Source organism: Terasakiella brassicae, assembly GCF_014641495.1.
Taxonomy (GTDB): Bacteria; Pseudomonadota; Alphaproteobacteria; order Rhodospirillales; family Terasakiellaceae; genus Terasakiella; species Terasakiella brassicae.
This window is the reverse complement of record NZ_BMHV01000021.1, coordinates 28,731-50,288: the sequence shown is the minus strand read 5'-3', so window position 1 is coordinate 50,288 and position 21,558 is coordinate 28,731. Positions and strand designations below refer to the sequence as shown.

Sequence of the window (21,558 nt, the reverse complement as noted above, 5' to 3'; positions counted from 1 at the left end):
CACGTTGTTTAGGCGAGGCGCTCTTTAATAATTGCACTGGCTTTACCAAAATCCATTTGGCCAGCATAGCGATCACGCAAGGCTTTCATGGTGGCACCCATGTCTTTTAAGGTGGTTGCCCCCAATTCGGTAATGATTTCGTCAACCACTTTAGCGATTTCTTCTTCGTTCAATTGCTTGGGAAGGAAGCCTTCGATAATGGTGATTTCTGCCGCCTCTTGTTCTGCCAATTCGAGACGACCACCGTTTTCGTACATGGTGATACTGTCACGACGTTGCTTGATCATGGATTGCAACATGGCGAGAATTTCGTCTTCACCGATCCCGTCCGGCTTGTCCTGAGTCCGGGCCGCAATGTCGCGGTCCTTCAGGGCGGCCATAATAAGGCGCAGGGTGGAAACTTTATGCGTGTTTTTAGCTATCATCGCCTCTTTTAAGGCGGATTTAATCTGCTCGCGAAGCATGACCTTGATATCTCTTGTTTTCAGGAAAGCAAGAAACTTATCGCAATTTGTAGGAAAAAGCAATAAATTACTTTTTTATAAGTCATTGAAAAATAACAATAAATTTTATTTTAGACTTCCCCTTGACGCCAGTGTAAGATTTCTTTATCAACGCGCCAATTTGCCTATGCGCTGATGCACAGCCATTTGGGCAAGACTCGATTTAAATAGCTCTTTGTAGATGAAGGACACGTCGATATGTCGCAGACACAAGCGCCCGTTGCGCCTATGCCGCCTAAAGCCCGTCCCCAGAATGCCAATGCCGCGCTGGTATTGACAGATGGAACCGTTTTCTGGGGGAAAGGTGTTGGTGTGGAAGGTGTCGCCATCGGCGAAGTTTGCTTTAACACCTCCATCACCGGCTATCAGGAAATTATGACCGATCCGTCTTATGCCGGGCAGATCATCACGTTCACCTTCCCGCATATCGGGAATGTGGGCACGAATGCCGAAGATATTGAAACAGCCAAACCGGCAGCACGCGGCTGTATTTTGCGGGCCGATATTACGGAACCGGCCAACTTCCGCGCAGCCGAACATTTTGATGCCTGGATGAAAGCCTCCAATCTGGTTGGCATCAGCGGGGTGGATACCCGCCGTTTGACACGTCATATCCGCGATAACGGCGCACCGGGCGGGACGATTATTCACTTACCTGCCGGACAGGACATTGATCTGGATGCGTTGAACACCATGTCCAATTCCTTCCCCGGTCTGGAAGGGATGGATTTGGCGAAAGATGTCATGTGTGCTGCGCCTTATGAATGGGATGAAAGCGTCTGGAAACTGGGCGAAGGATACGGCAAACAGGCTGATCCGAAATTCCATGTTGTCGCCGTTGATTTCGGTGCTAAACGCAACATTTTGCGTTGTCTGACAGCCGCAGGGTGCCGGGTGACGGTGGTTCCGGGCAATACATCCGGTGAGGATATTCTCGCATACAACCCGGATGGGGTGTTTTTGTCCAATGGTCCGGGCGACCCGGCCGCGACAGGTGAATATGCTGTCCCGATGATCCAGAAGGTGATGGACAGTGGCAAGCCTTTGTTTGGCATTTGTCTGGGGCACCAGATGACTTGTCTTGCCCTTGGTGCAAAGACGTATAAAATGCATTTGGGCCATCGCGGTGGCAACCATCCGGTAAAAGATCTGGAAACTGGCAAGGTGGAAATCACCTCACAGAACCACGGCTTTGTGGTGGACGAGGAAACCTTGCCGAAAAACGTGCGTGTCACCCATCGTTCCCTGTTTGATAAAACGATCGAAGGGATTGCGTTGGATGATAAGCCGGTCTTTTCCGTGCAGCACCACCCCGAAGCTTCGCCGGGGCCGCAGGATAGCCACTATTTATTCGACCGTTTTGTCGAAATGATGGGTAAGGCGAAATAATTCCATGTCTCTTTCACCTTTCGCAACCAAACTGCTTGACGCACTGGCACAGGATGACCAGTTGCCGGGTGGGGTGTTTCGAAATGTGGAAGAAATTTGCGATGAATTTTTGGTAAGCTTTTCCAATGTGAGCGAGCTTGCCGACTGGCTCGAAGAACTCTGCGATGCCGGTGCGGTTATTTTGGAAGATCATGAACTCCACGTTGCCCCAACGCCTCCGTTCATGGCCTCCATAACCTTGCACGGGCTGGATCTGGCCGGGTATTTGAGCCGTTAAGTAATAGGCGTCATTTTTGTGCAGGCAGAAATGACGAATTAACCGGGGTGTAAACCTCAACATGAAAGACGATAAGGTTAGTCATGCCAAAACGTACAGATATTAAATCGATTATGATTATTGGTGCCGGTCCCATTGTGATCGGGCAAGCTTGTGAATTTGACTATTCAGGTGCACAAGCCTGTAAAGCGTTGCGTGAGGAAGGCTATCGGGTGATTTTGGTGAACTCCAACCCGGCAACCATTATGACGGACCCGAGCATGGCGGACGCAACCTACATTGAACCGATTACCCCGGATGTGGTTGCCAAGATCCTTGAAAAAGAAAAACCGGATGCCCTGTTACCGACGATGGGTGGACAGACGGCCCTGAATACGGCCCTTGCCCTTTATGACAACGGGACACTGGAACGCCTGGGGATCGAGATGATCGGTGCAACGGCGGATGCCATTGACAAGGCGGAAAACCGCGAACGTTTCCGCGCGGCAATGGAAAAAATCGGTCTGGAAAATGCCCGCTCATTTGTGTGCCACACACGCGCAGAAGCCAATGAGGCCCTGAAGGATATCGGTCTGCCGGTCATTATTCGCCCGTCTTTCACACTGGGCGGTACCGGCGGCGGTGTGGCTTATAACAAAGAAGAGTTCGAACAAATTGTTGCCAGCGGTCTGGCGGCCTCGCCGACATCTGAAGTGTTGGTGGAAGAATCGCTTTTGGGTTGGAAAGAATATGAAATGGAAGTTGTTCGCGACAAGAACGACAACTGCATTATTATCTGTTCCATCGAAAACGTCGATCCGATGGGCGTTCATACAGGCGATTCCATCACGGTTGCTCCGGCGATGACCTTGACGGATAAAGAATATCAAATCATGCGGAATGCCTCGCTGGCGGTTCTGCGTGAAATCGGTGTGGATACCGGGGGATCAAACGTTCAGTTTACCGTGAACCCGAAAGACGGTCGTATGATCGTTATTGAAATGAACCCGCGTGTGTCGCGTTCGTCTGCGCTGGCATCCAAGGCAACCGGTTTCCCGATTGCCAAAATTGCTGCCAAGCTGGCGGTGGGCTATACGCTGGATGAACTGGATAACGACATTACAGGCTGCACACCGGCCTCGTTCGAACCGAGTATCGATTACGTTGTCACTAAAATCCCGCGTTTCACATTTGAAAAATTCCCGGGCACCGATGATAGCTTGTCGACAGCGATGAAATCAGTAGGTGAGGCCATGTCAATCGGTCGAACCTTCCAGGAATCCTTGCAAAAGGGCCTGCGTTCTATGGAAACCGGCTTAACCGGTTTGAACGAAGTGGAAATCGAAGGAGCCGATGGGCCGGACGGTAAAATGGCCGTGATCCGTGAATTGCAAAAGCCGCGTTCTGACCGTTTGCTGGTGATTGCGCAAGCCTTCCGTCATGGGTTGAGCATGGAAGAAATTCAAGCGGCGTGTAAGTATGAACCGTGGTTCCTGCGCCAAATCGAAGGCCTGATCAAGGCGGAAGAAGAGCTTTCCTTGAAAGGTCTGCCGCGTTCAGCGGATGATTTACAGCGTTATAAAAAGATGGGCTTCTCCGATAAACGGATTTCTGAATTGACCGGACGCGACATCAAAGTCGTGAGCTATCGCCGTCACGTCTTAAACATCCACCCGACTTATAAACGGGTGGATACTTGTGCGGCGGAATTCCCGTCCAAGACCTCTTATATGTATTCAGCCTATGAAGGCGATGGGGTAAGCGTCCCGGAATGTGAATCTGATCCGTCAAACCGTGAAAAAGTCATTATCCTTGGTGGCGGTCCGAACCGGATCGGGCAGGGGATTGAATTTGATTACTGCTGCGTTCATGCATCCTATGCGTTGAAAGAGGCGGGTTACGAGACCATCATGGTCAACTGTAACCCGGAAACGGTTTCCACCGATTACGATACATCCGATCGTTTGTATTTTGAACCGCTGACAGAAGAAGATGTGATTGAGCTGATCCGTGTTGAGCAAGGCAATGGCACGGTTAAAGGGGTTATCGTTCAGTATGGTGGACAAACGCCTTTGAAGTTGGCGAATGCGCTGGAAAAGGCCGATATTCCGATTTTGGGAACAAGTGTGGATGCCATCGATCTGGCAGAAGACCGTGAACGTTTCCAACAATTATTGGCAGAGCTGGGGCTGAAACAACCGTCAAACGGCTTGGCCCGTTCTGAAGAGGAAGCCCTGAAAGTTGCCGAAAGTATCGGGTTCCCGCTGGTTATTCGTCCATCTTATGTTTTGGGCGGACGGGCGATGGAAATCGTTCATTCTATGGATCGTTTGAAACGCTATATGAAAGATGCGGTGAAAGTATCCGGGGATAGCCCGGTTTTGCTGGACAGCTTCTTGCAAGATGCGATTGAAGTCGATGTGGATGCGATCGGGGATTGTGACGGCAATGTTTATATCGCCGGGATTATGCAACATATTGAAGAAGCAGGTATTCACTCCGGTGACTCTGCTTGTTCCTTGCCGCCTTATTCCTTGAGCGATAAAATCATTGGCGAGTTGAAAGATCAGGCGGTTGCGCTGGCCAAGGCCTTGAAAGTCATTGGTTTGATGAACGTGCAATTCGCGGTCAAAGAAGATGTTATCTACATCATCGAGGTAAACCCGCGCGCGTCCCGAACGGTGCCGTTTGTTGCCAAGGCAACAGGGGTTGCGGTGGCAAAAATCGGCGCGCGTGTCATGGCGGGTGAGAAATTATCAGACTTTGGTCTGGAAGGCCAAATGCCGAAACTGGATCATGTCGCGGTGAAGGAAGCGGTTTTCCCGTTTGCCCGATTCCCCGGTGTTGACGTCCTGTTAGGCCCGGAAATGAAATCCACAGGCGAGGTCATGGGGCTGGATAAAGATTTCCCGACCGCCTTTTTGAAATCACAAATGGGGGCCGGGTCGCATCTGCCGACAGAAGGCTGCGCCTTTATTTCTGTGAAAGAACGTGACAAAGAAAAGATCGCCCCGATTGCGCAAAAACTTGTGGATATGGGCTTTAGCATTCTGGCCACCGAGGGAACATCCAAGTTCTTGGAAAGCAAAGGGATTTCGACAAAGCAGGTCAACAAAGTGATCGAAGGTCGCCCCCATTGTGTGGACGCCATCAAGAATGACGAAATCCAGTTGGTGATCAATACGACCGAGGGTATTCAGGCGATTGAGGACAGTTATTCCATTCGTCGCGAGACTTTAACGCAAGGCATTCCGTACTATACGACAATGGCGGGCGCTTATGCGGCAAGTGAAGCGATTGATGCTTTGCGTGCAGAAGTACTTGAAGTCAGATCACTTCAGTCGTATTTTGACAATTCCTTCTAATTTTGGAAGGATGAGACTTTAACGCCACGCCTCCAGTGGACTGGGGGCGTGTCGTATTTTTGTTGTTTGTTTTTGGGAAAAGACAATGGACCGGATACCCATGACAGCTGAGGGATACGCTCAGCTTGAAATAGAATTGAAAAACCTGAAATCAGTTGAACGCCCGGCTGTTATTGCCGCGATTGCTGAAGCGCGTGAACATGGTGATCTTTCGGAAAATGCCGAATATCACGCCGCACGTGAAAAACAGGGCTTTATCGAAGGCCGGATTAAAGAATTGGAAGCCGTGATCAGCGTTGCTGAAGTCATTGATACCAGCCAATTATCTGGTGATGTGGTCCGTTTTGGTGCAACGGTGATGGTTGCGGATGAAGAAACCGATGAAGAAACCACGTATCAAATTGTTGGTCAGCATGAAGCTGATTTGGAGAAAGGTAAAATCTCCGTCAGTTCACCGCTGGCGCGTGGTTTGATTGGAAAATCACTGGGCGACAGTGTTGAAGTTCGTACCCCGGGGGGGATGAAATCGTACGAAATTATCGAAGTCGACTATAAATAACGACAGACTTTCCCAAAGACGAAAGGGCCACCTTCGGGCGGCCCTTTTTGTTTTGGGGTCTATTCTTCGTCCGGTTCCGGCCCGTCAACCTTGATCGGGACGCCGGGAATGTTTTTGGCACTGCGAATGGTCATCGCGGATTTCACATGGGCGACATTCGGGGCCGCCGTGAGATGTTTTGTCAGGAAGTGCTGGTACGAATCCCAGTCTTTCTCGACAATTTTGAGCAAGAAGTCGGTTTCACCCGCCAACATATGACATTCGCGAACCTCAGGCCATTGTTGAACGAGGTCTTCAAACGCCTTCAGATCGACCTCGGCCTGACTGTTCAAGCCGACGTGAGCGAAGACGGTGACGTTAAAGCCCAGTGCGGCAGGGGCGAGGTCGGCATGGTAGCCCCGCACAAAACCGGCTTCTTCCAAAGCGCGCACACGGCGTAAGCAGGGCGGAGCCGATATGCCAGCACGGCGAGCCAGTTCAACGTTCGTCATGCGACCATCTTCTTGCAGGTCTGCAAGAATACGTTTGTCGATTCGGTCAAGTTTGACCTTTTGCATAATAATTCTACTCCAAAAACACCATGTTTGACGCAATGATATTACAATGATCCGAGGGGGAAGCCAAGCAAAGCTTCGTCAAAATAGGAAATAAAATTTCTTTTGGAAGAGTTTTTTTCTATTAACGTGAAAAAAAAAGAACACCATTAGGGCGGTTTAGCTCGTACTTTAGAAAAAATGTTCCGGTTTGTTATCGAAAATGAAGGTGCTTTTGTGATATTTTAATTAGCTGATAAAAATAAAAGACGTTACAGTACCTATACTTACAGTGTTTCACTTGGCTATTGCAAACTGGGTCGAGGATATATAATCTGTATAAAGTTTTGAATCATTCTAAAAAAGGAAGAGATAATGTCTCAAGTTCTCGTAGGTCAAGAAGCCCCCGATTTTACAGCACCGGCCGTAATGGGCGATAACTCCATTGACGGTGAATTTAACCTCAAATCCTACCTGGACGGCTCCTATGGCGTTCTGTTCTTCTATCCGTTGGACTTTACGTTCGTATGTCCTTCTGAAATCATCGCTTTTGACCACCGTGTCAAAGCCTTTGAAGAACGCGGCGCAAAAGTGATTGCTTGCTCTATCGATTCGCACTTCACACACCTTGCATGGAAAAATACACCGGTAAACGAAGGTGGTCTGGGTCAGGTTCAGTTCCCGATGGTTGCTGATATCACCAAAGACATTGTGACCGCTTACGGTGTAAAAACCGGTCCGGGTATTGCGTTCCGTGGCACATTCATCATCGATAAAAACGGTGTTGTGCGTCACCAGTTGGTGAACGACCTTCCGTTGGGCCGTAATGTTGATGAGACACTGCGTACATTGGATGCGTTGATGTTCCATGAAGAACATGGCGAAGTTTGCCCGGCAGGCTGGAACAAAGGCGATTCTGGTATGACAGCAACGCCGGACGGTGTTGCCGCCTATTTGGCAGATAACGCAGACAATCTCTAAGGTTCTTTATTCCTTAGTAAATATGAAAGAAAGGGGGGCTCCGGCTTCCCTTTTTTCTTCTGACTTGCGCAATTGCGGCAAGGTGCATAGATTATCGTCCCCAAACAGCGACAGTTAATACAAGGATACATTTTCATGTCCGAACATCATCATTCAAAAGTCTTGATCCTCGGTTCCGGCCCTGCGGGTTATACCGCTGCCATCTATGCAGCGCGGGCCAACCTGAAACCGATTCTGGTGAAAGGTTTGCAGCCGGGTGGTCAGTTGACCATTACAACGGACGTTGAAAACTATCCAGGCTTTGCCGACCCCGTTCAGGGACCTTGGTTGATGGACCAGTTTCATGCGCAGGCTGAAAATGTCGGAACGACGATGTTTGATGACACCATCATTGAAGCTGACCTTTCCTCGCGTCCCTTTAAATTGACCGGGGATTCCGGCACGGTTTATTCCGGTGATACATTGGTCATTTGTACAGGTGCCTCGGCCCGTTGGCTGGGACTGGAATCGGAACAGAAATATCAAGGTTTTGGCGTGTCGGCCTGTGCGACCTGTGACGGTTTCTTCTATCGCGGTAAAGAAGTCGCTGTTGTCGGTGGCGGCAATACAGCCGTGGAAGAAGCCTTGTATTTGACGAATTTCGCCTCCAAGGTTTATTTGATCCACCGCAGAGACGAATTACGGGCTGAAAAAATCTTGCAGGACCGTTTGTTGAAGCATGAAAAAGTCGAAATGGTCTGGGATAGTGTTCTGGATGAAATTGTCGGGGAAGAGGATCCGTTTGGTGTAACGGGCGTTAAAGTCAAAAACGTCAAGACGGATGAAACGAAAATTATTCCGGTACACGGTACCTTTATTGCGATTGGACATGATCCCAATACATCCCTTTTCCAAGGTCAGTTGGAAATGGATGATGAAAATTACATTGTGACCAAATCGGATAGCACACAGACCAGTCTTGCAGGGGTGTATGCCGCTGGTGATGTACAGGATAAAGTGTATCAGCAGGCGGTAACGGCAGCCGGAACAGGCTGTATGGCCGCTTTGGAAGCAGAACGTTTTCTGGGGGAACAAGAAGACTGATTGACCTGATTTTCCATTAATTTGAATTTTTGCGAGGCGAAAGGGTGTTTTTTCCTTTCGCCTTACTTATCTATGCTATATATGCATGGCGACTATGCGCAGGAAGAATGGAAAATTGAATGCATTGGGATAAATTACGTGTGTTTCACGCCGTTGCAGAAGCAGGCAGTTTTACACACGCCGGGGAAAATTTAAATCTCAGCCAATCGGCCGTGAGCCGGCAAATCAGTGCATTGGAAGAAAGCTTGCAAGTGAGTCTCTTTCACAGGCATGCACGCGGCTTGATCCTGACAGAGCAGGGCGAAATGCTCTATAAAACAGCCCATGATGTCTTTGCCAAGCTGGCAATGGTTGAAAGTCAGTTGATGGAAAGCCGGGAAAAGCCACAAGGGACGCTGAAAATCACAACAACGGTGGCATTCGGTTCGACGTGGCTAACGCCCAAGTTACGTGAATTCCTCGAATTATATCCCGATATTGAAGTGAGCGTGGTTTTAACCGACAACGAACTTGATTTATCCATGCGCGAAGCCGATGTGGCGATTCGCATGAGTGCACCCAAGCAGCCGGACCTCATTCAGCGTCATTTATGGAGCATGCCTTACCATATTTACGGCGCACCGGAATATCTTAAAAAATATGGGATGCCGAAAACGGCGAAAGATCTGGATAACCATCGTATTATTGTTTATGGCGATGATGTGAAACAGCCGGTTCAAGGTTTAAATTGGCTGTTATCGGCAGGTCGTACGGATGGAACGCGAAGAACAGCCGCTTTGCGGGTGAATAATGTTTATGGCATTTATCGCGCGGTTCAAAGTGGAATCGGCCTTGGGGCTTTGCCGGAATATATGAGCCGGGAAGTGGGGAATCTGGTCGAGATTCTCCCCGAATTGCGTGGTCCGGTGATTGATACTTACTTTGTTTATCCCGAAGAATTGCGAAATTCGAAAAGAATTACCCTATTTCGTGATTTTATTGTCCGCAAAATGGCGCAGGCAATCTAGGGTAAAAACTGACCAAGCGGTTGAAAAATAGCTGTAATTTTATAAATAGTGATCGGGCTATGCAGTTGTTGCATGGCTGATCTACCTATTTAACTATGGTCTGCATTGCTGCAACACGGTACAAAGGGTTCATCGACTTTGTTGCGTTGCAGCAAAGTTTCTTCCCCTCAGGATTTTCCTGAGTGTGAGGGTCCCCTTTACGGGTCGACCCTACGTCTCCCAGACGTGAAGCCTCCCTGTTAAAACTTGCCGGGTCTTCGTGACCCGGTTTTTTTTTGCTTTTCGCAATCTCATCCTTCTTATAAAAGCTTGTTTTTATAATAATTTAAATTAAAGCTATGCGAAAAATGCATATTTGCCTTGTTGAAAAGAGGCTGGCGCGGGCAAGTGAAAAAAGATACATAAAGGCGCAGAAAATGCTGCGACGCGGTGTTTATGAATTTTTCGGGGTTCCCGCCCCGTTTTTTGGGCCAAATTTTTGGTCCTACGTCTCCCAGACGTGAAGCCTCCCTGTTATGACTTGCCGGACCTTCGGGTCCGGCTATTTTTTTGCCCAGTCGAAATAGAGATCGCGCAGGTGCATGGTCAAGGGGCCGATCGGGAATGTTTGATCTTCCAGACGCGTCAGGGGACCGACTTTAAAATAATTACCGGTACCGAAAATTTCATCCGCCTCAAATAATTCATCAAAGGAAACCGCCTTTTCAATAACATCAATGTTGTTTTCTTTGGCCAGCTTTATGACTCTTTGACGTGTAATCCCGTTTAAAAAAGTCCCGTTTGCCTGCGGTGTAAACAGGCATTCATCCTTTACATAAAACAGATTGGTATAGGCAAATTCAGCCACGTTTCCGACAGGGTCTAAAACGACAGCTGTATCGAACCCTTTTTCGTTGGCTTCGTTGACGCAGCGCCCGACATTGGGATAAAGGCAGGATGCCTTGGCATCTGTCGGTGCCATATCGCGTGCAGGCCTGCGAAAACTGGATTTACAAGCAGTAAAACCGGTGGGGGCAGGAAGGGGTGCATCGAAAATAGACAGGGTGAAACGCGTGCTTGCTGGATCGGGTGCAATAAAACCGGTTTCTGCATAAAACATAGGGCAGATGTAAAGCTCGCTGTCGGCGGGGAATTTTGCGACCCCTTCCCATGAAAGCTCGACGATTTCGTGTGTGCTCAACATGGGGGCCATTCCCAGAATACGTGCCGATTGTATGACACGTTCGCAATGGGCTTCCAGATCGGGGATGACACCATTAAAGGCACGCGCGCCGTCAAAGACGCTGGATGAGAGCCAGACACCATGTGTGCGTGGTCCCATAATCTTTGGGTTGTCCGGAAACCATTGTCCGTCAACATAGGTCCACGTTTGACCGCTACCAATATTCCCCATCGTTTACTCCCTAAGCGTTTTCTTCATTTATATGTTGGGGCAGGAATTCAATATGTGAAGTTCTTTTTGAATGCTTCTGCCGCCAAATTTTATTTCTAACCAGTTCACAATAGAGCCGACTGTTTTTCAACCTTTTTTCTAAAGACAAGTCTTTGGCTAAAAATTGCGGGATTGGCCCGTTAAAGCGATTTTCATAACAAGTCATAGTGCCTTCCTTTATAAAATAGGAAGACAAACCTAGTTTTGTTTAGGCTGTTCGTAAAGGGCTGTACGGCTTTTAATTATTGAGAGGCCCAAATAATGCGATGAATCCAGATGATTTCTTCCATTTCAAATGACCTGTCTTCATATTCGGGATTAAGGGATTGTAATTCAATGCGACGGGCGGAACGGCGGCGCAATTGTTTGGCCATGACTTCGCCCTCTTGGGTTTTGACGACAACACGATCCCCACGGCGAATGTTGGCTTGGGGGGAGACCAAAACGATATCGCCATCGCGATATACGGGTTCCATGCTTGCCCCTGTTATTTCAAGGGCATAGGCATTGGCGTCTGGAATATCGGGGAAAGGGATTTCGTCCCAGCTTCCACCGGTCGGGTAGCCAGCGTCATCGAAAAATCCGTTGGAACCCGCCTGTGCAAGACCGATCAGGGGGACATTTCGAAAAACACCCTTGCCGCCTTCGCCATGCACATAGCCAATAAATTCAGATAAGTCGGAATGGGTGGCTTCCAGTATTTTTGCGATACTTTCCGTGCTCGGCCAGCGGGCTTTGCCTTCGCGGGTTAAGCGTTTGCTTTTATTGAACGTGGTTGGATCAAGGCCGGCCTTTTTTGCCAGTCCTGATGCGGATAAACCGTATTCGTGTGCAAGCCGGTCAATGGCGCGCCATATGTCTGCATGTTTTAACATGGGGGTATTATCCTAAAAATGGAATAGGAATGCTATAGGAATTTATGCAAAATTTCTAGTTGACTCAGGAATAAAATAAGATAAATAAATGTTCACGTTGTGTTCTATTTTTTTAATGCGCAGGAAGGTATGTTTATGTCCTCAACAAAAAGAATTGTTTTGCCCCCGACACATGATGTGGAAACGGTCCCCTTTGCCGATGGTGAAGAGGCTTGGTTTTGGTTTTCGCGGTGTCAGTTGATGCGTATGGATGGCGCGCGGTTTGTGGCGGGGATGGTGGAAACACCGCGTCCTTGTGACCCGGATGATGTTTATCGTGCCGTGATGGATATCTATCGCCAACGTTTGATCGGGAATCCTCATTTACAGGTGTTGGGATCTTATGGGGAGAAACTGACACCGCCAGATGAATATATGCGTGAAGAACAAAAAGATGCGTCTTTGTGGCGTGATGCACTTGGGCGTCTGGCGGTGGCTTTGCAGAAAAAAGGGATCGTGTGTAAAGAGGAGAAAAGAGATGAGTAAAGCCTTGGTGGTGTTTAGCGACAATACAGGTGTCTGGTGGTTGAAATTTCTGAAATCCGGCTTTCGCCACTGCTTTGTCATCTTGGAGACAGACCGGGGCTGTATCTGGGTTGATCCATTGAGCAATAATTTTACACTTAAGATTCTGGAAGGTTATGAGCTGGCAGGCCTAATTCGCTGGTATCGCGATATGGGGATGCAAGTGGTGACGGTGGAGCCGCAAGCGCAAAAAAGCCAGCCGTTTGCACTGGCACCGATGAGTTGTGTGGAGGTGGTAAAACGTTTTCTTGGTATTCGTGATCGTTTTGTTCTCACGCCGTGGCAACTTTATTTACACCTAAATAGAACAAAAAGTGAAAATATAGGAAAAAATATCTTGACTTCTGTGTGAGGATTTGCTACATATAGCCTCAGTCAACAGGAGAAGTGTGACCGGAGTGTTTTTCAAGCACTCCGGTTTTTTGTTAGTCCTGCCACGTTATTGTGCATTTGTATCGTCTGGTCGATGGTGTCGGGCATATTTTTATGTTTTTTAAAGGTTGGGTGTGGTTATAGGTTTTCTTGAGATAAACCTCTAAAGGCATGCCCACATTGCTTTCAATACGTTTAATTTCATCTTTTGCCTTTTGGAGCCCCGCGTTTGCTGATTCAGCAAATAAAAGGGCTGCCCGGTATTCGTTTTGTGGATAGCCGACACCATGCAAATACATCTGAGCAAAAAGATATAAGCTGATTGGCATCCCTTCTTCGACGCCAAACATAAGATAGAATTTTGCCTTTTCTATATCTTTTGGAATGCCGCCTTCCCCGTAAATATAGATGCGTGCCAATGCTTCAGAGCAAAAGGATGAACCTAGCTCATGCCCTTGAGTGAACAAAGCGAGGGCTTTGTCTGGATCTTTAGGGATACCTTGTCCGTATAAATGCATGACACCTAAGTTAACGCGGATACGGGATAAGGGATTTATTAAGTTATTGATTCACAAGTATAAGGTGATGGGAGTAGGCTATTTATAGCTACAAAAACGGCCTACAATGGAGGTATCCATGGTTCCCATCGAAGAGATTTTCTGTGAGATCGACGATTTCTGCAAGCGTTTCTTTCCTGCTTTTGAACGCGGTCTCCTTCTGGACCCGTCCCCTAAAACTGGAGAGCACCTTCTCCATTTAGGCGGCGTTCAATTCAAACTGCATTGGACTTATGTTTCCCAGATATGAATGACAACGTTTGGGATTGTAAAATCGATTGATGTATCCGAACAAGACTTTTTCTGCCTGTTCTCTTGTCTCCAACTTCATCCGCCAGATCAATTCGGCTTTCAGGGATTTGAAAAAGGTTTCAACAGCGGCATTATCATAACAATTTCCTTTGCCTGACATGGAAGCTTTGAAGCCATGTTTTCTGAGCAGTTTTTGATAATCGTGCGAGCAATATTGAGACCCGCGATCTGAATGGAAGATCACGCCTTCAGGCGGTTGGCGCAGGGCAATGGCCCTTTGCAAAGCATCGATCACCAACTTGCGTTTCAGGCGTTTGCTGGTTGCCCAGCCGATGACACGGCGAGAATAAAGGTCAATAACAACAGCCAGGTAAAGCCAGCCTTCTGCTGTCTTGATATAGCTGATATCCCCCGCCCATTTCTGATTTGGCCCTGTTGTTGTAAAATCACCATCCAACAGGTTTGGTGCCACATTGAAGGTATGATCGCTATCGGTTGTTTTCTTAAAGGCATGGGTGCGTATCACTTTGATATTATTCTCTTTCATTAAACGGGAAACACGCTTTTCACTGACTGTAAAACCGAGATCACGTAGTTCATCCGTTATGCGTTCACGCCCATAGGATTGGTAATTTTCTTTATGGATTGTGCGGATATTGGTCAGCAAAACCAAATCTTTGCGTTGACGTTCAGACATGGGCCGCTTTCGCCAATCATAATAACCGCTGAGGCTGACGTTGAAGGCTTTGCACAGCAGGTGAAGTGGATGGTCGGCCTTTTTCGCATCAATGAACTTGAACCTCATCGCTTTTGACTCGCAAAGAAGGCCGTCGCCTTTTTTAGAATCTCCCTCTCCTCCCGCAATATTCGGTTTTCTTTGCGAAGGCGAGCCAGTTCCTTATGAAGGTCATCGTGCGGTCCTGACATCAAATCGTCATGCTTATGTTTAGCAACCCATTTGTTCAATGTGGAAAGGCCGATGCCAAGATCGGCGGCAACTTGTTTGCGAGATAAGCCACTTGTCAGTGCAAGCTGGACGGCTTCGCTTTTAAATTCATCAGATTTTTTGAGACTCATTTATTCCTCCTGTAAATCTCAGTTTAACAGAAGGTGCTCTCCAGTTTTAGGGGACGGGTCCAGCGCATTTGCAGGCCCGTTTCCCGGAAGGCAATTTTCCGGCCGATATGGTTGCCCGTTCGGAAAAGGAAAAAGATCATCGTTACGCTGTGGTCGAAGCGGTGATCGAAAATGGCCACCGTTTTGATTACATGGCGGTTTTGGAAAATGGCTATGGTGGTGTGGGGGAACCTGTCCTATTGCGCAAAGGCGTTTTTTCCCATTCTCCTTTCATCGGGTTCCGTTGGTTGAAAGCACCGGGGGAAAGTTACGGTCGATCCCCGGTGATGAAGGCGTTGCCGGATATCAAGACCGCAAATAAAGTTGTTGAACTCGCATTAAAGAATGCATCGATTGCAGTAACCGGGATTTGGCAAGCGGATGATGACGGGGTGTTAAACCCGGCAACGATCAAGTTGGTGCCGGGCACGATCATTCCGAAGGCTGTGGGGTCTGCGGGATTAACACCGTTGCAAAGCCCCGGTAGTTTTGATCTGTCGCAAGTTGTGCTGGAGGAATTACGCAAACGTATTCGCCACGGCTTGTTGGCCGATAAGCTGGGGGCGACCGAAAATAAACAAATGACCGCAACCGAAGTGCTGGAACGGTCTGCCGAAATGGCGCGTATTTTAGGGGCGACTTATGGTCGCTTGCAGGCGGAATTGCTAACCCCGCTTGTGGTGCGTGCATTGGCTATTTTGGTGCGCCGAGGGGAAGTGGAAGCCGTCCGTGTGGATGGGCGTTATGTGGATTTGCAATATAAATCCCCGTTGGCCCGTCAACAGACACGCAAGGAAGCACAAGACATCCTTGCGTGGATCCAGTCGTTAAGTGCATTGGGACCGCAGGCAATGGGATTGATCGATCCGATTAAAACGGCGCGCTTTCTTGCCAAAGCTTACGGCGTGCCTGCCGATATTTTAAAAACGCAGGAAGAGTTGGAACAGGCGCCCTCTCAAGGTGCCATGACCTTACCTGCGGGGATGGATATGGGCCAAGTCGGTGAAATGGCCAAAAAACTGATGCAAAATCCTGAACAATTACAAGAAATGATGAAGGAGGTTGGTCATGCAACCGCGTCATAAATCCGGTTGGGATTGGTTTGAAAATGCCATGACGCTGGATGAGAAAAATGAATTTCCCGAAGACTTGCCTGCCCGGTTCGCCCGATGTTTTCGCGGCGAAGATGGTGAAGCTGTCTTAACGCATCTGGCGGAAATGACGTTGGGGCGTTCGTTGGGAGCCAATGCCCATAACGGTATTTTGCGCCACCTTGAAGGGCAACGCTATCTGGTCTCCTACATCATGGGGCTGGTGCGCCAAGGTCGTCTAGGGAAGTAATTGAGAACAAAAGGTGAATAATGTCTGATTTTAAAGAAGAAATGAACGGATTGTCCAAACAGCGTCCGTCTTATCTCCCGGAAAAATTTTGGGATGAACAACGTGGAGAACCGCGTCTTGAAGCTATTGCACGATCTTATCGCGAGATGGAACGTAAGGTTGGTGCCGGTCAACATCGTCAAGTACCGAACCATCATTCTGAATATTGTGTGGAATGTAAAAGCGATGTTTTTACACCAGATGAACATGTCAACCAACGCCTGCATAATGCCGGGTTCACCAATGAGCAGGTTCAGCTTGTTTATGATCTGGCACATGAAGCACTGGAACCGTTGGTGGCTGAAATCGTTGTCGAATTATACGGACAACAACAGGTCGATCGCTTATGTGAAAAATTTGGCGGTGAAGATCGTTGGCAGGAAACCGCACGGCAAATGCAGGCCTGGGGCAGCCGTAAGTTCGGCCCTGAGGCCTTGAATGCGATGGCGTCCAGCTATGATGGTGTTCTCAGTCTGTATGACATGATGAACCGTCAGGAAGGCGAACCTGCCTTGGGCACCTTCAATGATCATCATGGGGGGCACAGTGAACAGGACGTGCGTAAATTGATGCGTGATCCCAAATATTGGCGTGATCGCGATCCCGCAATTGTGGAACGGGTGCGTGACGGTTTCCGTCGTCTGTATCCGGGCTAACATAAATCATTTTGTCGGCGGACAACCGATCTGATTTCGAAAGATCGGCCCGCCTGACCGGCCCGACAAGGCGGCGGATATGATCCATAACCGCGTTTGTGACGGGTGACTTAAACTTTTCAAACAATTCAAACAGGAGTGTTGTCATGAGTACAACAATTGAACAGTCGTTTATTGGCCATTATGTAGCCGAAGTTCACCTTCAATACCAGCAAATGGGGTCCAAGTTGCGCAATACTGTGCGGACCAAGGACAATATTCAAGGGGCGACAACAACGTTCCAGAAAATTGGTAAAGGAACAGCCAGTACCAAGGGCCGTCACGGGAAAGTGCCGATTATGAATATCGATCACGAACCGGTGGAATGTAAGCTTTATGATTACTATGCCGGTGACTGGATCGACAAACTGGATGAAATCAAGACCAACATCAACGAATTGCAGGTGGTGTCCAAGGCCGGTGCTTATGCGCTGGGTCGTAAAACCGATGACCTGATCATCAATGAACTGGATAAATCGACCAACTTTGCTGGCGATGCCACCGATGGGTTGACCAAGACAAAAGTTTTGGAAGCCTTTGAAATGATGGGGGAGGCCGATGTGCCCGATGACGGCGACCGTTACGCGATTGTCGGTTGGAAACAATGGTCCGATTTGCTGCAAATCGATGAATTTACCAAGGCCGATTATGTGGGGGATGAGGATCTGCCGTGGAAAGGGACGCAAGCCAAAAAATGGCTGGGGACTTTGTGGATGCCGCATTCCGGTCTGACAAAAACAGGGACGGCGCGTTATTGTTACTGGTATCATAAAACAGCGATTGGCCATGCGATTGGCCATGATATCAAATCCGATGTGTCCTGGCATGGGGATCGTGCGGCACACTTCGTCAATAACATGATGAGTCAAGGTTCTACCTTGATTGACCCGAGCGGTGTTGTTTCGCTGCGTTGTCTGGAAGCCGCTTAACGGTTTCGAACTCCCTTACCTAACTTTGGCCCTGTATGATTGTCATATGGGGCCTTTTCTTTTTGAAAAGGAAATTTAAATGGCTTTTGAATCTAAAAATCTCAGCGTTTTGGCCTATTCCAATGGTTTTACGCTTTGGCATTATACGACAACGGATGTCGCAAGCGATGTGGATACATCGGCTTATTTCAATGAGGCAGCCGATATGTTGCGCACAGGCGATATGGTTATGGCAAACGTGGATACGGACGGTAGTCCTGCTGCCGGTATCTTCCTTGTTGCATCCAGCACAGGGGCTGGCGTCGATTTGGCTGATATGACTGCGATTGGTGCATCAAACACCGATTAAAGCCAAAGCGGATATCCCCTTGTAAAAGCAGGGGGATATCCTACAGCTTGAATTCTTGTGGTTTTTCTTCTTCTTTGTCGTCCAGATTGTCAAAGCTGAAGAGTTGCGGGGCTTTTTCAATGACAACATTGAGAATTTCTTCAACCTTGCGCTGATCTGCGAGTGCTGCTGCATCGACTTTTCCCTGAAGGCGTTCGTTATCAAGGCTTTTTTTCATACGGTGCAAATCGTTCAGTTCACGGATGAAGACATCACGAGAGCCGATCGGCAGGTTTTTTTCCGCAATATAGCGCAAGAATTTTAAAGAGGCATGGATGGCAAGTGTGAGTTGGCGTGCCGTCAATTCATCCAGTTGGGATTGAAGGTCCGGGTTGCCACCTTCTTTTGCGGATTTTTCCAGTCGTCGCTGGATAACTTCGTTGAAACTTTCGCATTCAACGACAAGATCCCGGAATTCAAGATACGTTTTGAAACCCTCACCACTCATGGCGGCTTCGGCATGTCTGGCCCAACCATCCAGTTCATCGGTTTTATCTTTTAAACTTCCGATGAATTGAGTGATTTGCTGGCGTTGTTTGTTTCGATTGTTTTCACTGTTGTCGACCAACATGAAGGCTCCATCACTCTCGTAAAAAATAGCATCAGATTAAAGTTAAGGGACTCTCCCATAGAGGGAATCATAAGTTCCTGAGTTGGGCAAGTGACTTTTCAATGAACGGCATGAAAAAGTGTGAAAAATCTCTCTTGGGTAGAATTTGGAACGATGTTTTGACGGTTTATCGTGCAGGAAGCGCGATGGTGATTTTGCCAAAAATAACAAACAATAGATAGATAAAAGGAGGGCAGGATGTCCCTGACTAAAATTGGATTATGCTCGCGTGCTTTGTTGAAGATCGGGGCACGTACAATTTCGTCCTTCGAGGATGGTTCGGCAGAAGCAGAAGTTGCACAAAATCTATATCCGGGGGTGCGGGATGCGCTTTTATCATCCTATCCCTGGAGTTTTGCAACCGCCCAAACCCGGTTGGCGCGTTTGACCAGTCGGCCTATTGCCGATTTTTCATACGCCTATCAGTTGCCGGTTGATTTCTTGCGTGCCCTATCGGTTGGCACCGGTGATTTGGGGCGGGGGGCCTCTTATCGCATTCAGGAAAAACGTTTGCATTGTGACATGGAAGATGTCGTTTTGACTTATATTTTTCGCCCTGAACCAACGGAATTTCCACCGTATTTCACGCAATGCCTGATTACGCATTTGGCGGCGGAATTTTGTTTGCCACTGACGGAAAGTGCCTCAAGGGGGGAGGCGTTGTTACGCTTTGGCGAGAAGGATTTGATGAAGGCTCGTAATATTGATTCACAACAACAAACACCACAGAAAATCGATCTGAACGGATTGATTGGGGTGAGGTATTAAATGGCGCGCACACGGATTTCGAAAAACAGTTTTTCCGGCGGAGAAGTTTCGCCTTATTTGATTGGACGAGGGGACTTGAAAGCCTATGAAAACGGAATGGCGCAGGTGCGCAACCTGATTATCTATCCCACAGGCGGTTTACGTCGACGTGCGGGCTTGCGTCATGTTGACCAAGCTTTCGGTCCATCGCGGCTGGTGGCTTTTGAATTTAATATTGATCAAATCTATTTGTTGGTTTTTTCTCATTTGAAAATGTCGGTTTATCGTGACGGTGTCAAAGACGTGGATATTGATACCCCGTGGACAGAGGAACAACTGCCGAAACTGATCTGGACGCAAAGTGCCGATACTTTGTTGGTTGTGCACCCGGATGTTTCGCCGCGAAAAATTACCCGTACCTCTCATGTGGACTGGTCTTTAACGGATTGGTCTTTTTATGAAGATGAAGAAGTCGGTCATATTTTTCAGCCTTATTATAAGTTCAGTGAAGACAATGTCACTTTACAGGCAAGCGCGACAACAGGGAACGTGACGCTGACAGCCAGTGCCGATGTGTTTGTCGATGGGCATATTGGTACGCGTGTTCGATTGGCGAAAAAAGAAGTCGAAATCTTATCTGTTACGTCACCGACACAAGCCGAGGCGGAAGTGAAAGAAAAAGACGGTCTGGTCGATACAAAGGCAACAAAAGACTGGGAAGAACAATCCTTTTCAGCGGTTCATGGCTGGCCGGTCTCTGTTGTTTTTCATCAGGATCGTTTGGTGATCGGCGGGACGCGCGATTTGCCCAACCGTCTGTGGATGTCCAAATCATCCGATTTGTTTAATTTTGACTTAGGGGAAGGTCTGGACGATGAAGCCATTGAATTTGCGATTTTATCAGATCAAGTCAATGCGATAAGGGCTTTGTTTTCCTCGAAACATCTACAGGTCTTTACGTCCGGGGCGGAATGGATGGTTTCAGGCGACCCTTTAACACCGGAAACTATTCAATTGAAACGGCAAACACGGGTTGGTTCGCCGATTGATCGTTATGTTCCACCGCGCAACGTGGATGGGGCCACTTTGTTTGTGAGCCGGGACGGGCAGGATTTACGTGAATTCCTGTATGCAGATGTAGAACAGTCTTATCAGTCCAATGATTTGGCCATGTTATGCAAACACATTATGAATGATCCACAAGATCAGGATTACGACAGTTATCGGCGTTTGTTCTATATGGTGATGCATGATGGCACGATGGGGGCGCTCAGTGTGTACCGTGCAGAAAAAATATCGGCATGGTCCGTTCTGGATACGCAGGGGAAATTCAAAAATGTCTGTATTGTCGGTCAGGACGCTTATGTTCTTGTTGAGCGAAATGGTACATACCTGATTGAAATTTTTGATGATCAATTATCGACAGATGCCGGACTAAGTGGTTTTGATGAGGATGGTGGGCTTGTATGGTCCGGGTTGGATCATTTGAACGACCAAACGGTTATGCTGGTTGCCGATGGGGCGGTTCTTGGTGAAGGTCAGGTCAGCAATGGTCAAATCGTCTTGAAACGTGCGGTGCAAAATTTGGAAGCCGGATTGGCATATACCCATGTTCTGGAACCTTTGGCACCCGCGCCGCAATTGACAGGGCATGCGTCCCAAGGGGGGCGCTTGAGGCTGGTTGCCTTGACGCTGAGATTAAAAGATACGCAAGCCTTGAAGCTGGATGTCGGGCGCGGTCCAAAAGATGTCCCGTTTAAACAATTTGGACCGCAAGGTGTTCTGGATAGTGCACCGCAATTATTTACGGGGGATGTCACAGTACGTGCGTTGGGATGGCGATCCAACGGTATCGAAAAATTATGGCGGATTGAACAAGACACGCCACTACCTTTTAGCGTGATGTCTGTGGTCGAAGAAATTACAGCAAACGCTTAATTAACTGAATTTATTGAAGAAGAGGAG

At 48.1% G+C, this 21,558-nt stretch carries 23 protein-coding genes; 16 read left to right on the top strand and 7 right to left on the bottom strand.

Annotated features, from left to right (window positions below; all coding sequences use genetic code 11):
• Window positions 1-8: 8 nt before the first annotated feature.
• On the bottom strand, window positions 9-464 hold the full coding sequence (locus tag IEW74_RS13540; RefSeq protein ID WP_188666137.1) for a GatB/YqeY domain-containing protein: 456 nt from the start codon (window positions 462-464) through the stop codon (window positions 9-11).
• A gap of 237 nt (window positions 465-701) precedes the next feature.
• Here IEW74_RS13540 and carA point away from each other — a divergent pair, with 237 nt between their 5' ends.
• The 4 genes from carA to greA all read left to right on the top strand — a co-directional run bounded on the left by carA (window position 702) and on the right by greA (window position 6,072).
• Window positions 702-1,892 (top strand): glutamine-hydrolyzing carbamoyl-phosphate synthase small subunit, encoded by a 1,191-nt coding sequence (gene carA / locus IEW74_RS13535; protein WP_188666136.1) that lies wholly within the window; start codon window positions 702-704, stop codon window positions 1,890-1,892.
• A 4-nt stretch (window positions 1,893-1,896) separates the two neighbouring features.
• Window positions 1,897-2,169: a hypothetical protein gene (locus tag IEW74_RS13530; RefSeq protein WP_188666134.1), complete on the top strand. Its 273-nt coding sequence runs from the start codon at window positions 1,897-1,899 to the stop codon at window positions 2,167-2,169.
• 83 nt (window positions 2,170-2,252) lie between these two features.
• Window positions 2,253-5,513, top strand: coding sequence for a carbamoyl-phosphate synthase large subunit (carB, locus tag IEW74_RS13525; protein WP_188666132.1), 3,261 nt, complete (start codon window positions 2,253-2,255; stop codon window positions 5,511-5,513).
• A gap of 85 nt (window positions 5,514-5,598) precedes the next feature.
• Entirely contained in the window at window positions 5,599-6,072 is a 474-nt protein-coding gene (greA, locus tag IEW74_RS13520) for a transcription elongation factor GreA (RefSeq protein ID WP_188666131.1), read from the top strand.
• Window positions 6,073-6,131: 59 nt separating this feature from the next.
• Here the strand turns inward: greA and IEW74_RS13515 are convergent, their stop codons facing one another.
• Window positions 6,132-6,629, bottom strand: a complete 498-nt coding sequence (locus IEW74_RS13515; RefSeq protein WP_188666128.1) for an Lrp/AsnC family transcriptional regulator — start codon at window positions 6,627-6,629, stop codon at window positions 6,132-6,134.
• 351 nt (window positions 6,630-6,980) lie between these two features.
• Between IEW74_RS13515 and IEW74_RS13510 the strand changes: the two genes are divergently transcribed.
• The 3 genes from IEW74_RS13510 to IEW74_RS13500 all read left to right on the top strand — a co-directional run bounded on the left by IEW74_RS13510 (window position 6,981) and on the right by IEW74_RS13500 (window position 9,676).
• On the top strand, window positions 6,981-7,586 hold the full coding sequence (locus IEW74_RS13510; protein WP_188666126.1) for a peroxiredoxin: 606 nt from the start codon (window positions 6,981-6,983) through the stop codon (window positions 7,584-7,586).
• A 135-nt stretch (window positions 7,587-7,721) separates the two neighbouring features.
• The gene (gene trxB, locus IEW74_RS13505; RefSeq protein WP_188666124.1) at window positions 7,722-8,669 is read left to right on the top strand and encodes a thioredoxin-disulfide reductase; all 948 of its coding nucleotides are present in this window, start codon (window positions 7,722-7,724) and stop codon (window positions 8,667-8,669) included.
• A gap of 119 nt (window positions 8,670-8,788) precedes the next feature.
• Window positions 8,789-9,676: a LysR family transcriptional regulator gene (locus tag IEW74_RS13500; RefSeq protein WP_188666122.1), complete on the top strand. Its 888-nt coding sequence runs from the start codon at window positions 8,789-8,791 to the stop codon at window positions 9,674-9,676.
• Window positions 9,677-10,217: 541 nt separating this feature from the next.
• Here IEW74_RS13500 and IEW74_RS13495 read toward each other — a convergent pair.
• Both IEW74_RS13495 and IEW74_RS13490 read right to left on the bottom strand, forming a co-directional pair.
• Window positions 10,218-11,069, bottom strand: a complete 852-nt coding sequence (locus IEW74_RS13495; protein ID WP_188666120.1) for a branched-chain amino acid aminotransferase — start codon at window positions 11,067-11,069, stop codon at window positions 10,218-10,220.
• 281 nt (window positions 11,070-11,350) lie between these two features.
• Window positions 11,351-11,983, bottom strand: a complete 633-nt coding sequence (locus IEW74_RS13490) for a S24 family peptidase (protein ID WP_188666118.1) — start codon at window positions 11,981-11,983, stop codon at window positions 11,351-11,353.
• A 135-nt stretch (window positions 11,984-12,118) separates the two neighbouring features.
• On the opposite strand from IEW74_RS13490, the gene IEW74_RS13485 reads away from it, so the two are divergent.
• Window positions 12,119-12,508 carry a hypothetical protein gene (locus IEW74_RS13485; RefSeq protein ID WP_188666115.1) on the top strand — a complete coding sequence of 130 codons (390 nt, stop codon included), beginning with the start codon at window positions 12,119-12,121 and terminating at the stop codon, window positions 12,506-12,508.
• Window positions 12,501-12,899 (top strand): hypothetical protein, encoded by a 399-nt coding sequence (locus tag IEW74_RS13480; RefSeq protein ID WP_188666113.1) that lies wholly within the window; start codon window positions 12,501-12,503, stop codon window positions 12,897-12,899. The genes IEW74_RS13485 and IEW74_RS13480 overlap by 8 nt, the downstream gene beginning before the upstream one ends.
• Window positions 12,900-12,972: 73 nt before the next feature.
• On the opposite strand, the gene IEW74_RS13475 is transcribed toward IEW74_RS13480, so the two are convergent.
• Both IEW74_RS13475 and IEW74_RS13470 read right to left on the bottom strand, forming a co-directional pair.
• Window positions 12,973-13,437 carry a tetratricopeptide repeat protein gene (locus IEW74_RS13475; protein WP_188666110.1) on the bottom strand — a complete coding sequence of 155 codons (465 nt, stop codon included), beginning with the start codon at window positions 13,435-13,437 and terminating at the stop codon, window positions 12,973-12,975.
• Between the two features lie 238 nt (window positions 13,438-13,675).
• A protein-coding gene (locus IEW74_RS13470; RefSeq protein WP_188666109.1) for an IS3 family transposase occupies window positions 13,676-14,805 on the bottom strand; the annotation gives its coding sequence in 2 pieces (ribosomal slippage) (window positions 13,676-14,559 and window positions 14,559-14,805; 1,131 coding nt in all).
• A gap of 68 nt (window positions 14,806-14,873) precedes the next feature.
• Between IEW74_RS13470 and IEW74_RS13465 the strand changes: the two genes are divergently transcribed.
• The 5 genes from IEW74_RS13465 (at window position 14,874) to IEW74_RS13445 (ending at window position 18,197) form a co-directional block, all read left to right on the top strand.
• A complete protein-coding gene (locus IEW74_RS13465) occupies window positions 14,874-15,929 on the top strand; it encodes a portal protein (RefSeq protein WP_308419104.1) in 1,056 nt (351 codons plus the stop codon).
• Entirely contained in the window at window positions 15,913-16,185 is a 273-nt protein-coding gene (locus IEW74_RS13460; protein WP_188666107.1) for a Bbp19 family protein, read from the top strand. The genes IEW74_RS13465 and IEW74_RS13460 overlap by 17 nt, the downstream gene beginning before the upstream one ends.
• A gap of 20 nt (window positions 16,186-16,205) precedes the next feature.
• Window positions 16,206-16,880, top strand: coding sequence for a capsid assembly protein (locus IEW74_RS13455; RefSeq protein ID WP_188666105.1), 675 nt, complete (start codon window positions 16,206-16,208; stop codon window positions 16,878-16,880).
• A 146-nt stretch (window positions 16,881-17,026) separates the two neighbouring features.
• Window positions 17,027-17,848 carry a phage capsid protein gene (locus tag IEW74_RS13450; RefSeq protein ID WP_188666103.1) on the top strand — a complete coding sequence of 274 codons (822 nt, stop codon included), beginning with the start codon at window positions 17,027-17,029 and terminating at the stop codon, window positions 17,846-17,848.
• A gap of 79 nt (window positions 17,849-17,927) precedes the next feature.
• A complete protein-coding gene (locus IEW74_RS13445) occupies window positions 17,928-18,197 on the top strand; it encodes a hypothetical protein (RefSeq protein ID WP_188666101.1) in 270 nt (89 codons plus the stop codon).
• 40 nt (window positions 18,198-18,237) lie between these two features.
• Here IEW74_RS13445 and IEW74_RS13440 read toward each other — a convergent pair whose 3' ends face one another.
• On the bottom strand, window positions 18,238-18,807 hold the full coding sequence (locus IEW74_RS13440) for a hypothetical protein (RefSeq protein ID WP_188666100.1): 570 nt from the start codon (window positions 18,805-18,807) through the stop codon (window positions 18,238-18,240).
• Window positions 18,808-19,044: 237 nt separating this feature from the next.
• Here IEW74_RS13440 and IEW74_RS13435 point away from each other — a divergent pair, with 237 nt between their 5' ends.
• Window positions 19,045-19,614 carry a phage connector family protein gene (locus IEW74_RS13435; RefSeq protein WP_188666098.1) on the top strand — a complete coding sequence of 190 codons (570 nt, stop codon included), beginning with the start codon at window positions 19,045-19,047 and terminating at the stop codon, window positions 19,612-19,614.
• Window positions 19,615-21,531 (top strand): phage tail protein, encoded by a 1,917-nt coding sequence (locus IEW74_RS13430; RefSeq protein WP_188666096.1) that lies wholly within the window; start codon window positions 19,615-19,617, stop codon window positions 21,529-21,531.
• The last annotated feature ends 27 nt before the right edge of the window (window positions 21,532-21,558 follow it).